Consider the following 11,941-nt stretch of genomic DNA (forward strand, 5'->3'; position numbering starts at 1 on the left):
CCACGGCTGCGGGTCACATCAGGGCTTCGACGGCGGCCGGGGCACGCGTGAGCGTCACCGTGGTCGCCGGCAGGTCCACCCGTACGGTGTCGCCCTCGTAGTTCGGGTCGCTCGCCCAGGCGCTGCCGGTCACCTCGGCCTTGCCCTTCTGGAACGGCGTGGTTCCGGTCGGGTCGGCCACGGCGCTCCACGACGTGTCCTGGCCCGCCACGCAGTCGACCTGCACGGTGAACGGCCCGCGGATGATCGTCTTCTGCTTGACCTGGGTGACCAGCCCGGTCACGTTGACCTCGGTGCTGGTGTTGCAGGCCACGGTGCCGTGCACGGTCGCCTTGCCGTTGAGCTTGCTGAACAGCCCGTCGGCCGCCGTCGTGACCGTGTACTCGAGCGGCGCCGGCGGCGGCGGGTTGCCGATCACCACGCGGCCGCGCAGGGCCGGCTCCAGGCCCTCGCAGTGCTGCTCGAAGGTGGCGTCGAGCCGTTCCACGTACCCGTTGGGGCCGTACTCGGCCTCGGTGACCACGAACGAGCCCTCGATCGTGTTGCAGCCGCGCCCGTTGCCGCTGATGTCGATGCCCGCGCCCGCTCCGCTGAACGGGGCGCGTGTCGCGTTCGGGTACTCGCCCGGGGTCAGCTGCTTGCCCTGCGGCGCCCGCAGGTCCATCGACCACCAGTCGCCGTTGGCCGCGTTGATCGACAGGTAGACGCCGCGCAGGTTGTCGTCCGCCCGGATCGTCAGCTGGTCGCCGGCCGCGGCGTCGTAGCTGTACGTCGCCCCGCCGGTGATGTAGTCGCCCTCGTCGCCGGACATCGTGAAGGTGCCCGCCTCCACCGGTTGAGCCTGGGCGGGTGCGATCCCCGTCACCAGCCCCGCCACGCTGACGGCTCCGGCCAGCACGGTCGCCGAGACGACCCGGCGCATGCGTACGCTCATAGCTTCCTCTTCCCCGTTGGTGGTCCCACTGCCAGGGTATAGACATCGACTCATGTACGCGCGGTCCCGGTGACCAAATCGGACAGACGGGCGTTTCCGGCCGCCCGGGCCGAGCCCTCATCCGCCGACCGGACGATGCTGGACCGGGTTGCCGGAAAGTTACATTTTGAGGGTGTTTCTGCAGATCGTCGCTCGCCCGGACCTCGGCCTGACCGTGGCCGCCCTGCGCCGCGGGCTTCGCCGGCCGGTCCTGTTCGCCCGGCTGGCCGGGTGGACGATGCTCGGCGCCGCCGCGCTCCTGGACGGCCTCAACGTCACGTTGCTGCTGGCCGGTGTCGTTCTGGCCGTGGTCGTCCCGATATTGCTGATCAACGGCGGCGCCCGCCGGGCCCTGCGCGAGGCCGGCCCGGCCACCCTCGAGATCTCCGACGGCGGCGTGGCGTGCTCGACGCCGGACAGCCGGCACGCGTACGCCTGGAACGCCATCACCCGCGTCGACCACCTCGCGGGTCAGCTCGTGCTCGGCCTGGGCGCGGGCCGTTTCCTCCAGGTCCCGACGCGCGGGCTCACGCCCCAGCAGATCCACGAGGTGCTGACCACGGCCTCCGCCCACGGCGTGCCGGTGGGTTGAGCCCAACCACTCACGCACGTCGCCCGGGCGGGGTGAGCGTTCCGGGCGCGCCAGCGCCCTGCTCGCCCCGGCCGGGTCCCGGCGGGAGCGACGGTCCGTACCCCCCACCCAGGCACGACATCAGGCTCTTGAATGTCAGGTTGTCGGCCAGAGGCGGAAGTTCTGCGCGGACCGGCTCGGGGTCGGACCGCGTTGGCCCTGGTAGCGCGAGCCGTAGACGGCCGAGCCGTACGGGTGCTCGGCCGGGCTCGACAGCCGGAAGATGCACAGCTGGCCGATCTTCATGCCCGGCCAGAGCTTGATCGGCAGATTGGCCACGTTGGACAGTTCGAGCGTGACGTGGCCCGAGAAGCCCGGGTCGATGAAGCCGGCGGTCGAGTGCGTCAGCAGGCCGAGGCGGCCCAGGCTGCTCTTGCCCTCGAGGCGGCCGGCCAGCTGCTCGCCGAGCGTGATGACCTCGAGGGTCGACGCGAGCACGAACTCGCCCGGGTGAAGCACGAACGGCTCACCGTCGGTCACCTCGACCAGCGCGGTGAGGTCGTCCTGCTGCTCGGCCGGGTCGATGTGGGTGTAGAGGTGATTGTTGAACACCCGGAAGAAGCGGTCCAGCCGCACGTCGATGCTGGACGGTTGCAGCAACGCCGGATCGAAGGGCTCCAGAGCCAGGTCACCAGACTTGATCTCGGAGACCAGGTCGCGGTCGGAGAGCAGCATCGCAACACCATACCGAGGCGGACCGACGCCCTTTTCACCTGCCCGTTCGGCGTGTTCCGATGGGCGTGTCGAACATGTGTTCGATAGAATACCCACATGGCTACCTGGTCCGATTTCGTCGCCGCCGAGCCCACCCTCGCCGCGGGCATCCGCGCGCTCCTGCAGCAATACGGTCCCGGCCTGGCCTACCTGGCCACCGTGCGGGCCGACGGCGGCCCGCGGCTGCACCCGGTGTCACCCGTCGTCACCGACGAGGGCCTCTACTGCTTCATCGTCGACTCTCCGAAACGCCGCGACCTCGAGCGCGACGGCCGCTACGCGCTGCACTCGTTCCCACCCGAGGAGAGCGACGACGAGGCCTTCCTGACCGGCCGGGCCACCCGCGTGCGCGACCCGTTGGTGATCGCCCGCCTGGCCGAGGCCCTGCACGCGTCGCCCCACGTCGACTGGCGCCTGTTCGAGCTGTCGATCGAGACCGCGACCCTGCGCACCCACGGCCCCGCCGGCGCCGTCCCGCTGGCCGCCCTGCCGATCGTCGCCCCACTGACCCGCTCGTGGCGCGCCGAGTTACCCCGCCCTCTGGCAGCGGTGGGTTGATGTCCTCTCCGGGCCCCACATCAGGTACAGTGGGGCCGCCGCGGGTGTAGTTCAATGGCAGAACATCAGCTTCCCAAGCTGACAGTGCGGGTTCGATTCCCGTCACCCGCTCCACTACGAAACGCCTGGTCACGGCAAATGCCGAGGTCAGGCGTTCGTCGTCTCGACGTACTGTCAGCTGCCGTCGTGCCATTCGGTGAGGAGTTGCGGCACTCGACAGCTCCCCGGCGACGGTGGCCCGCGGCTCCTCCGCCGTTCGTCCCGGATCAGCTGGTCACGGCTCTACGGCTCGTCCATCGCCTCCCTTCATCTGAGCGTGACTGACCGGGACAATGGCCCGAGTGGAGATCATCCGATGGGCTGAGGTCGAAGCGTGGTTCGATCCCTCACAGAACGGCAGCGCCCCAGATGTGGTGGTGCCTGATACGACGATCGCGGACTGGGAGGCGCTGCTGAGGCTCATTCGGTCTGAGGACTGGCGCGAAGGCGAACGCCGTGCCATCGCGAGTGGCGACGCGGGGTCATTCCAGGCCGCTCAGGGCACCTTCGAGCTGCGTCGCAGGCGGTCCGCCACGGGATCTTGTGCGGTTCCCAAGCTGACAGTGCGGGTTCGATTCCCGTCACCCGCTCCACGTACGGAAGCCCTGGTGAGGACATGGTCCAGCCAGGGCTTCCGCGTTTCTAGGCAGCTGAAACAGGTTGCGCGCCGATCGCCGCGAGCGGCCCGGGTAGGACGGGCCGGGTCGGCGGATCGAGCTAGGGTGCCAGGAAGTGGACCTCCGGGTAGCGGGAGGACGGCCCGTCCAGCAGCGGCTGAGTATGTCCGCGCAGGTGCAGGTCGAGGAAGGCCGTGACGTAGGCGCGGGTGATCTCGCTGGCCCGCTGTCCTGGCAGCGTCTGGATCGGCTGCCCGACCTGGTCGGCCAGCGGCGCGAGGTCGGTGAACGAACTGTGCGTGGTGCCGGTGACGCCCGCCCAGAGCTTCCAGCCGCGCAACTGCCGCCAGGTGTCGGTCCAGCTGGGATCCGTTCCGGGGCCGTGGTCCTCGCTGCTGATCATCAGGAACGGACGCCGGAACGGTGTGCTCAACGCCGGAAAGAAGGATCCGTCCAGGTTCACCCCGGCGTCGACCCGGCGGTCGGTGAGCATGGTGCTCAGGGCGCTCGCCCCGCCGATCGAGTGACCCGCCATCGCGATCCGGTGCGGATCGATCGACCGGCCCCCGGACCAGGCGGGGGTGCGGGCGAGCAACCGGTCCAGGACGAACGAGACGTCCGCTGCCCGCCCGGCGGTCACCGCGGCGCCGTCGATGTCCTGGCCGCAGGCGAGACACTCGGCGACCCGACCGTCCGGGAAGCTCACGCCGGAGGACTCGTAGGTGTGGTCGATCCCGGCTACGACGTACCCGTGGCTGGCCAGATCTTCGGCCATACCGGTGAGGGTGGCCCGTGGGTTTCCGAGGCCCGGGGAGAGCACCACCAAGGGAGACCTGCGTGCTCCGGGCAGCAGCGGGGCGTTGGCGTGGGCGTGCGTCCGGACCGTGGACAGGGCATCGGCCGGCACCCCGTCGATCCCCTTCAGGAAGAGCCCGGATTCCTCAGCCGTCATGTATTGCGCCCGCGGCCCCGCGACCCGGCGGGCCGGATACCAGACGGAAACCATGAGTTCCCGCCGGACGGCTGGATTCCACGGATCCGCCCGGTGCCGATCGATGAGATCCAGCGTGGCCGATCCCACCGCGTGCGGACCGGTCGGCGCCGGCAAGGCCAGCTGGACGGCGGGCGGGCCGGCGAATGCGGTGGCTGGCGGGGCGGCGAAGGCGGCCGAGGCGATCAGGGCGCTCATGCTGCAACCCGTTACCAGCCAGCTGAGTCTTCTCATGCCCTCATCGTTGGCCCGAGCCCGCGGCCCGTCCATCCGGCATCACCCTGACCAGACCCTAAGGCTCGATGTCGTCGCCGGTGAGGAGGCCGCGCAGGGTGAGCTCGGCGGCCACCTCCGGTCGGCACTCGTTGACGATGACGGCGGTGCCGACGTACGCGTCGCCGAAGAGGGAACGCAGCGCGCGGGCCTGGGCGCCGGTGGCGGCCCAGTCGTCGACGACCAGCACGCGGTCGCCGGGGCGGATCAGCTGGTGACGTACGCCCAGGTGCTGGGTCTCGCCGCGGTGGTCGGCGGGCACCTCGGCCCAGATCATGGGCTCGGCGATCGGGCGCCGGGCGCCGGCCCGGTACGCCTCGACGAAGCCCACCCCGAGAGCCCGCGCGACCAGCGGTCCCACCAGGAAGCCGGTGACCTCGGGCGAGACCACCACGGTGGGGGAGTCGGCTCGGAACAGGCCGGCCAGTCCCTCGCCCAGACCGGCCAGGATCGCCGGCTCGCGCCACCAGCCGGAGCGGTCGCTGACCACGTAGCCGCTGCCGTCGCCGGGGTCGGTCCAGCGGAACGCCGCCCTCAGGTGATCACGCAGATCGGTTGTCACGCGGACATCCTGTCACTGCACGGTCGTCCCGTTCGGCCGCCCGGCCAGAACCCGCTCAGACTAGGGGTCAACTTAGTGCGGTCTGTCCCCTCCATCGGGCATGCTGTTCCGCGTAACCATGCCTACCTTGCCGCCGGGCCGTCGCCCGCTGAGCCCTGGATCCCGCGCCGGCCTCGGCGCGGCCCTCGTGCTGCTCGCTGTCGTGTCCGCCGTGGAGCTCGCGGACAACTCCACCGCCCACTTCGTGGGCCTGTTCGCCGCCGTGCCGTTCCTCGCGGCCGTCTTCGCGTTCTGGCAGACGGTGCTGGTGGTCGGCGTGCTGGCCACGATCGTCGGCATGGTGTTCCTGGGCGCGGCCGGCCCGCTCACAGTGTCCGGCACGGTGAACATCCTCGGCATCCTGCTCGCGACCGGCATCGCGGCAGCGGTGGCGACCATGCGGCAGCGCCAGGCCGACCGGATCGCCGAGCTGCAACGGCTCGCGCTGGTCGCGCAGCAGGCGGTGCTGCGGCCGCTCGGCCCGCAGGTGGGCTCGCTGGCGATCGCGGGGCGCTACATCTCGGCGACCGCCGCGGCCGACATCGGCGGAGACCTGTACGAGGCGCTGGACACCCCGTACGGGACCCGGATCATCATCGGCGACGTGCGCGGCAAGGGCCTCGACGCGGTCCGGCTGGCGAGCATCGTGCTGGGGTCCTACCGGCACGTCGCGTACGAGCGTGCCGACCTCAAGACGGTGGTGGCCGACCTCGACCGGGCGGTCGCCCGCAGCGTCGGCGACGAGGACTTCGTCACGGCGGCCCTGCTCGAGGAGCGCGGCGGCACGCTGACGATCGTCAACTGTGGACATCCCGCGCCGCTGCTGCTGCGCCGCGGCGAGGTGATCGCGCTGGAGCCGCAGGCGCCCGCGCCCCCGCTGGGGTTCATGCCCGAGGTGAAGCCGCGCGTCGAGCGGCTGGAGCCGGGCGACCGGCTGCTGCTGTTCACCGACGGCCTGGGCGAGGCGCGGCGTGAGGGCGAGTTCTTCCCGACCGCCGACCGCGCGTGGCGGTTGCTGGGCCACGGCACGGTCGGCGACGGGCTGGCCTCCCTCGAGGCGGCCCTGGTGGACTGGGTCCACGGCCGTCTCGAGGACGACATCGCGCTGGTCCTGCTGGAGTACGCGGGACCGGACGACGGCCCGACCGTCCCGATGCCGAGCTGGGAGGTCGGGGCCGCCGGCAGCTAGGCCTCGGCCGGCGACGCGGACGAGGTGACGGGCTCGGGCGTGACCGGGGCCGGCGCCGGCTCGGGGCGACGGTGGCGCCCGACGTAGTGGCGTGGCTGGTCCGCCCGGCGGGGCTCCGGAATGAGGCTCTTGAGCGTGGCGAACATGGCGCGCCCCCTTTGGCGGCAGGTCGAAGACGAAAGCTTCGTATCTATCCGGAGCAACGAGCCGCCGAGCGTGCCGATACGTCAGTGGCGCATGGGAACCCGCAAATAGCCGAACGACCGTCCGGCTTGCCACCCGATCGGAGACGTTTGATGCGCGAATCGACGGACGAACCCCCGCATCTAGGTGGTTGGTCACGAAACTCCTCGCGGCTTGTCCGTCCCTACCGATGGGTAATACAGTGGTGGTTACTGACGGGTAACTGAGCCGGCGGGCGTTCGGAGAGCGGGGCCAAGCAGCATGACTCACTACAAGAGCAACCTTCGGGACCTCCAGTTCAACCTCTTCGAGGTCTTCGGGGCGGACCAGGCGTTCGGCCAGGCGCCGTACGACGAGATCGACGCGGAGACCGCGCGTGACGTCCTCGCCGAGGTGAACCGCCTCGCCACCGAGGACCTCGCCGCCAGCTACATCGACGCCGACCGCAACCCGCCGGTCTTCGACCCCGCGACGCACACCGCGCCGCTGCCGGAGTCGTTCAAGAAGTCGTTCGAGCAGTGGATGGCCGCCGAGTTCTGGCGCCTGGACCTGCCGGCCGCGCTCGGCGGCACGCTCGCCCCGCGCGCCTTCTGGTGGGCGCTGGCCGAGAATGTGCTCGGCGCCAACGCCCCCGTCTGGATGTACTCCTCCGGCCCCTCGTTCGCGTCGGTCGTGCACGCCGAGGGCACCGAGGAGCAGAAGCAGTGGGCCAAGCTCTTCGTCGAGAAGCAGTGGGGCTCCACGATGGTGCTGACCGAGCCGGACGCCGGTTCGGACGTCGGCGCCGGCCGCACCCGGGCGATCCCGCAGCCCGACGGCTCGTGGCACATCGAGGGCGTCAAGCGGTTCATCACCTCGGGCGAGCACGACCTGACCGACAACATCATCCACTACGTGCTGGCCCGCCCGGTCGGCGTCGAGGGTGTGGGCGGCCCGGGCACCAAGGGCCTGTCGCTGTTCATCGTGCCGAAGTACCACTTCGACCCCGAGACGGGCGAGCTCGGCGAGCGCAACGGCGTGTACGCCACCAACGTCGAGCACAAGATGGGCCTCAAGGTCTCGAACACGTGCGAGATGACCTTCGGCGAGCACGGCACCCCCGCGAAGGGCTGGCTGCTCGGCGAGGTACACCAGGGCATCCGCCAGATGTTCATGATCATTGAGTACGCCCGGATGATGGTCGGCACGAAGGCGATCGCGACGCTGTCCACGGGTTACCTCAACGCCCTCGAGTACGCCAAGAACCGCGTGCAGGGCGCCGATCTGGTGCAGAACGACGACAAGGCCGCCCCGCGCGTCACGATCACCCACCACCCCGACGTGCGCCGGTCGCTGATGCTGCAGAAGGCGTACTCGGAGGCCCTGCGTGCCCTGGTGATCTACACGGCCACCTGGCAGGACAAGGTCGCGATCGCCGAGGCGTCCGGCCACAAGGAGGCCGCGAAGGCCGCGAGCAAGGTCAACGACCTGCTGCTGCCGCTGGTCAAGGGCGTGGGCTCCGAGCGGGCGTACGAGCTGCTCGGGCACGAGGCGCTGCAGACGTTCGGCGGCTCGGGCTTCCTGCAGGACTACCCGCTCGAGCAGTACGTGCGGGACGCGAAGATCGACACCCTGTACGAGGGCACGACCGCGATCCAGAGCCTCGACCTGATCTTCCGCAAGATCGTGAAGGACCAGGGCGTCGCGCTCGCCACGCTGGCCGGCGAGATGCAGAGCTTCGTCGAGAGCGAGGCCGGCAACGGGCGGCTCAAGGAGGAGCGGCTCGCGCTGGGCCGGGCGCTCGGCGAGATGCAGCAGATTCTCGGGACGACGATGGGCTGGCTCGGCGCCGTGCAGGGCGGTGAGGCCCGCGAGCTCTACAAGGTCGGCCTGAGCTCGCGCCGGGTCCTGCTCGCGCTCGGCGACGTGATCCTCGCGTGGCTCCTGCTGCGGCAGGCCGAGGTGGCGCTCAAGGCGCTGGGCGGCGAGGTGTCGCCGGCCGACAAGAACTTCTACGAGGGCAAGGTCGCGGCGGCCCGCTTCTTCGCCCGCGAGGTGCTGCCCCGGGTCGGCTCCGACCGCCGCATCATCGACAACACCACTCTGGACCTCATGGACGTCTCCGAGGAGGTGTTCTGATCCTTCCGCGCTCGAGAGCCGGCGGACGCCCCTTGTCCGCCGGCTCTCAGCCTCTGGCGGTGTGGCGTTCGAGCAGCCGCATGGAGCGCGGCTCGGTGGACGCCCAGGAGCCCTCGGCCCGGTGCACCGCCAGCCCGGCCGTCTTGAGAACCACCTCGACCCCGTCGTACTGCTCGTCGGGGATCATCAGCAGCGAGACCGCGGAGACCGTGGGGTTGTGGCCGACCACGAGCACCGTGCGCGCCGACTCGGGAACCTTGCGCAGCAGGTCGAAGACCTCGGTCGGACCGCCGTCGTAGAGGCTCTGCTCGTAGTGGACCTCGGGCGTGCCGCCGCCGGGACGGCCCTGCGCCATCGCGATCGACACCCCCTGCCACGTCTGCCGGGTGCGGGTGGCGGGGGAGCAGAGCACCAGGTCCGGATGCAGGCTCCCGTCGGCCAGCCAGGCGCCTGCTGCGTCGGCGTCGGTCTGGCCGGCCGTGGTCAGCCTCCGGTCGAAATCCGGGCGGGCGTCGGGCGTCTCGGCCTTGGCGTGGCGAAGGATCACGAGCGTTCGGGCGGTCATCCGTCCAGCTTGCCTGATTGAGTTTTCCGGCGCGTGGGTAAACCGCTTCCCGAGGCATTGACCACGGTGAGGATCAAGGGAGGCCCGCGATGGGCATCGGCGGAAGTATCTTCCTGCTGGCGTTGGGGGCGATCCTGGCGTTCGCCGTCAACGCGGACATCAGCGGGATCGACATCAACATCATCGGGTGGATCCTGATGGCGGCCGGCCTGATCGGCCTGGTCATCACGCTCTGGTACTGGAACAGCCGTCGTCGCACGGTCGTGACGCGGCAGAGCGCCGCCGGCCCGGCCGGCACCGCGCCGTACCCGAACCAGCAGGTGCGCAGCGAATACCAGGAGGTCCGTCGCGAGGACGCCCCGCCGCCCCCGCCCCCCGGTTACTGATCCGGCGAGACTCGCGACGCCGGCGCCGCTCATCCCCCTGGCGGCTGCCGGCGTCGCGCGCATTCTCAGGCCTTGAGCGCGTCCCGGACGTACGAGGCGACCGAGGCCGGCGGCCGGCCGATCAGCTGCTGCAGGTCGTCGCCCTGCACGTGCAGCGCGCCCTGTGAGGCGGCCCGGTCCGCATCGGCGATCACGGCCGCTGCGGCCTCGGGCAGACCCACGCCGACGAGCATCTCGGCGTACTTCTGCTCGCCCAAGTCGGTGTACGTCACCGGCTTGCCCGACTGCTTCGCGATCTCCGCGGCCAGCTCGCCGAGCGTGACCGACTCGCCGCCCAGCTCGTACACCTTGCCCTCGTGGCCCTCGGTCGTGAGCACCGCGGCAGCGGCCTCGGCGTAGTCGGCCCGCGGGGCGACGCTGATCCGCCCCTCGCCGGCCGCGCCGAACAGGCCGTGCTCCAGCGCCTGACCGATGTTGTAGTTCTCCAGGTACCAGCCGTTGCGCAGGAAGACGTACGGCAGACCGGTCTCGCGGATCATCTGTTCGGTCTCGCGGTGCTCGCCGGCGATCCGCATGTCGCTCGTGTCGGCCTTGGGCGCGCTGGTGTAGACGATCCGGCCCACGCGGGCGGCCTTCGCGGCGTCGACGACGTTGCGGTGCTGCGGGAGCCGCTTCCCGACCTCGCTGCCCGAGATGAACAGCAGCTTGTCGGCGCCCTCGAACGCCGCCCGCAGCGCCTCGGGATCCTCGTAGGAGGCCTGCTTCACGGTCACGCCCAGGTCGGCGATCTTCTCGACCTGGCGGCCGATCCCGACGATCTCGCTCGCGGGCACGCCCCTGGCGAGAAGCGACTCGATGGCGAGCCGGCCGAGGTGCCCGGTGGCGCCCGTGACGACGATGGTCATGCTGTCCTCCTGGATGGTTGTTCTGACGAACAGACCCAACATCGCAGGTCAGTGGTCACTTCCCGATGGATAGAAGGCACCTTGAAGTGCAGTACTCACTCGAGGGATAGTAAGCAGGTGGAGGCGAGTGCGTACGCGAAGAACTGTCCCAGCCGGCAGATCCTCGACCGGATCGGCGACACGTGGAGTGTGCTGGTCGTGATGATGCTCGCCGACGGCCCGCAGCGGTACACGGCGCTGCAGAAGAGGATCGAGGGCGTGAGCCCCAAGATGCTCACCCAGACGCTGCGCGGCCTCGAGCGCGACGGGCTGATCGCGCGCACGGTGCACGCCGAGGTGCCGCCCCGGGTCGACTACACGCTCACCGAGCTGGGCCGCAGCCTGCTCGACCTGGTGGGCGCGCTGGAGAAGTGGGCCGTGCTGCACATCGACGACGTGCTCACGGCCCGCGAGGCCTACGACAACCCGGGCGTACGGGTGGGTCAGGCGTAGAGCGCGAAGTAGATCGCGATGTGGTGGCAGAGCGCGGCCACCAGCGTGCACGCGTGGAAGAACTCGTGGTGGCCGAAGACCTCGGGCCACGGGTTCGGCCGGCGCAGCGCGTAGAAGACCGCCCCGAGGCTGTAGATCACGCCGCCGACCGCGAGCAGCACGAGGCAGGCGACCCCGCCGCGGTGCAGCACGTCGGGCAGGATGGCGACCGCGCCCCAGCCGAGCGCCAGATAGAGCGGCGCGCCCGCCCATCGGGGCAGGTGCGGCCAGATCGTCTTGAGCGCCACGCCGCCGAGCGCGCCACCCCAGATCAGGCTCAGCATGACCGTCGCCTTGGCCGGCGAGAGCAGCTCGATACAGAACGGGGTGTAGGTGCCGGCGATGAAGATGAAGATCATCGAGTGGTCGGCCCGGCGCATGATCTGATAGCCGCGCTCCGACCAGACCCGCCGGTGGTAGAGCGCGCTGATGCCGAACAGGCCGCAGACGGTGAGGCTGTAGATCAGGCAGCTCACGAAGGACTCGATGCCCGGCCGGCTGAGGGCGATCGAGCTGAGCACGATGCCACAGACGAGCGCGACGAAGAACGCGTACTGGTGCAGGCGGCCGCGCAGCCTCGGCTTTCCGAGGTCGGCCGGCTTCATCCGGAACGGTGCGGAGGTCGTCACAGTACCAGGTTACGGTATCGTAAGTTACCAGTGGGTAG

The 11,941-nt window shown here is 70.3% G+C and carries 14 protein-coding genes and 1 tRNA gene; 7 read left to right on the top strand and 8 right to left on the bottom strand.

Going from position 1 to position 11,941, the window contains the following annotated elements:
* Nucleotides 1-13: 13 nt before the first annotated feature.
* Nucleotides 14-934, bottom strand: a complete 921-nt coding sequence (locus ACSNN8_RS12825; RefSeq protein WP_436649048.1) for a hypothetical protein — start codon at nucleotides 932-934, stop codon at nucleotides 14-16.
* Between the two features lie 172 nt (nucleotides 935-1,106).
* Here ACSNN8_RS12825 and ACSNN8_RS12830 point away from each other — a divergent pair, with 172 nt between their 5' ends.
* Nucleotides 1,107-1,565 carry a YcxB family protein gene (locus tag ACSNN8_RS12830; RefSeq protein ID WP_436649050.1) on the top strand — a complete coding sequence of 153 codons (459 nt, stop codon included), beginning with the start codon at nucleotides 1,107-1,109 and terminating at the stop codon, nucleotides 1,563-1,565.
* A 135-nt stretch (nucleotides 1,566-1,700) separates the two neighbouring features.
* Here ACSNN8_RS12830 and dcd read toward each other — a convergent pair whose 3' ends face one another.
* Nucleotides 1,701-2,279, bottom strand: a complete 579-nt coding sequence (gene dcd / locus ACSNN8_RS12835; RefSeq protein WP_436649051.1) for a dCTP deaminase — start codon at nucleotides 2,277-2,279, stop codon at nucleotides 1,701-1,703.
* Between the two features lie 96 nt (nucleotides 2,280-2,375).
* Here dcd and ACSNN8_RS12840 point away from each other — a divergent pair, with 96 nt between their 5' ends.
* Together ACSNN8_RS12840 and ACSNN8_RS12845 are read left to right on the top strand one after the other, a co-directional pair.
* Nucleotides 2,376-2,876 carry a pyridoxamine 5'-phosphate oxidase family protein gene (locus ACSNN8_RS12840; RefSeq protein ID WP_436649053.1) on the top strand — a complete coding sequence of 167 codons (501 nt, stop codon included), beginning with the start codon at nucleotides 2,376-2,378 and terminating at the stop codon, nucleotides 2,874-2,876.
* Nucleotides 2,877-2,916: 40 nt separating this feature from the next.
* Nucleotides 2,917-2,990: transfer RNA gene (locus ACSNN8_RS12845), tRNA-Gly, on the top strand.
* Between the two features lie 642 nt (nucleotides 2,991-3,632).
* On the opposite strand, the gene ACSNN8_RS12850 is transcribed toward ACSNN8_RS12845, so the two are convergent.
* Both ACSNN8_RS12850 and ACSNN8_RS12855 read right to left on the bottom strand, forming a co-directional pair.
* Nucleotides 3,633-4,793 carry an alpha/beta hydrolase family protein gene (locus ACSNN8_RS12850; RefSeq protein ID WP_436649054.1) on the bottom strand — a complete coding sequence of 387 codons (1,161 nt, stop codon included), beginning with the start codon at nucleotides 4,791-4,793 and terminating at the stop codon, nucleotides 3,633-3,635.
* 22 nt (nucleotides 4,794-4,815) lie between these two features.
* Entirely contained in the window at nucleotides 4,816-5,358 is a 543-nt protein-coding gene (locus ACSNN8_RS12855; RefSeq protein ID WP_436649056.1) for a phosphoribosyltransferase, read from the bottom strand.
* Nucleotides 5,359-5,458: 100 nt separating this feature from the next.
* On the opposite strand from ACSNN8_RS12855, the gene ACSNN8_RS12860 reads away from it, so the two are divergent.
* Nucleotides 5,459-6,586, top strand: a complete 1,128-nt coding sequence (locus ACSNN8_RS12860; RefSeq protein WP_436649058.1) for a PP2C family protein-serine/threonine phosphatase — start codon at nucleotides 5,459-5,461, stop codon at nucleotides 6,584-6,586.
* Here ACSNN8_RS12860 and ACSNN8_RS12865 read toward each other — a convergent pair.
* Entirely contained in the window at nucleotides 6,583-6,732 is a 150-nt protein-coding gene (locus ACSNN8_RS12865) for a hypothetical protein (RefSeq protein WP_436649059.1), read from the bottom strand. The two genes, ACSNN8_RS12860 and ACSNN8_RS12865, sit on opposite strands and share 4 nt — an antisense overlap.
* A gap of 298 nt (nucleotides 6,733-7,030) precedes the next feature.
* On the opposite strand from ACSNN8_RS12865, the gene ACSNN8_RS12870 reads away from it, so the two are divergent.
* On the top strand, nucleotides 7,031-8,887 hold the full coding sequence (locus ACSNN8_RS12870) for an acyl-CoA dehydrogenase (RefSeq protein ID WP_436649060.1): 1,857 nt from the start codon (nucleotides 7,031-7,033) through the stop codon (nucleotides 8,885-8,887).
* 46 nt (nucleotides 8,888-8,933) lie between these two features.
* Here ACSNN8_RS12870 and ACSNN8_RS12875 read toward each other — a convergent pair whose 3' ends face one another.
* A complete protein-coding gene (locus ACSNN8_RS12875; RefSeq protein ID WP_436649063.1) occupies nucleotides 8,934-9,452 on the bottom strand; it encodes a SixA phosphatase family protein in 519 nt (172 codons plus the stop codon).
* 89 nt (nucleotides 9,453-9,541) lie between these two features.
* On the opposite strand from ACSNN8_RS12875, the gene ACSNN8_RS12880 reads away from it, so the two are divergent.
* Nucleotides 9,542-9,838: a DUF6458 family protein gene (locus ACSNN8_RS12880; RefSeq protein ID WP_436649065.1), complete on the top strand. Its 297-nt coding sequence runs from the start codon at nucleotides 9,542-9,544 to the stop codon at nucleotides 9,836-9,838.
* Between the two features lie 65 nt (nucleotides 9,839-9,903).
* Here the strand turns inward: ACSNN8_RS12880 and ACSNN8_RS12885 are convergent, their stop codons facing one another.
* Entirely contained in the window at nucleotides 9,904-10,743 is an 840-nt protein-coding gene (locus ACSNN8_RS12885; RefSeq protein ID WP_436649066.1) for an SDR family oxidoreductase, read from the bottom strand.
* 117 nt (nucleotides 10,744-10,860) lie between these two features.
* On the opposite strand from ACSNN8_RS12885, the gene ACSNN8_RS12890 reads away from it, so the two are divergent.
* Nucleotides 10,861-11,235, top strand: coding sequence for a winged helix-turn-helix transcriptional regulator (locus ACSNN8_RS12890; protein ID WP_436649068.1), 375 nt, complete (start codon nucleotides 10,861-10,863; stop codon nucleotides 11,233-11,235).
* On the opposite strand, the gene trhA is transcribed toward ACSNN8_RS12890, so the two are convergent.
* Nucleotides 11,226-11,903: a PAQR family membrane homeostasis protein TrhA gene (trhA, locus tag ACSNN8_RS12895; RefSeq protein WP_436649070.1), complete on the bottom strand. Its 678-nt coding sequence runs from the start codon at nucleotides 11,901-11,903 to the stop codon at nucleotides 11,226-11,228. The genes ACSNN8_RS12890 and trhA overlap by 10 nt on opposite strands.
* Nucleotides 11,904-11,941 lie beyond the last annotated feature (38 nt).

The sequence above is a fragment of the Actinoplanes sp. URMC 104 genome, assembly GCF_051386375.1.
Taxonomy (GTDB): domain Bacteria; phylum Actinomycetota; class Actinomycetes; order Mycobacteriales; family Micromonosporaceae; genus Actinoplanes.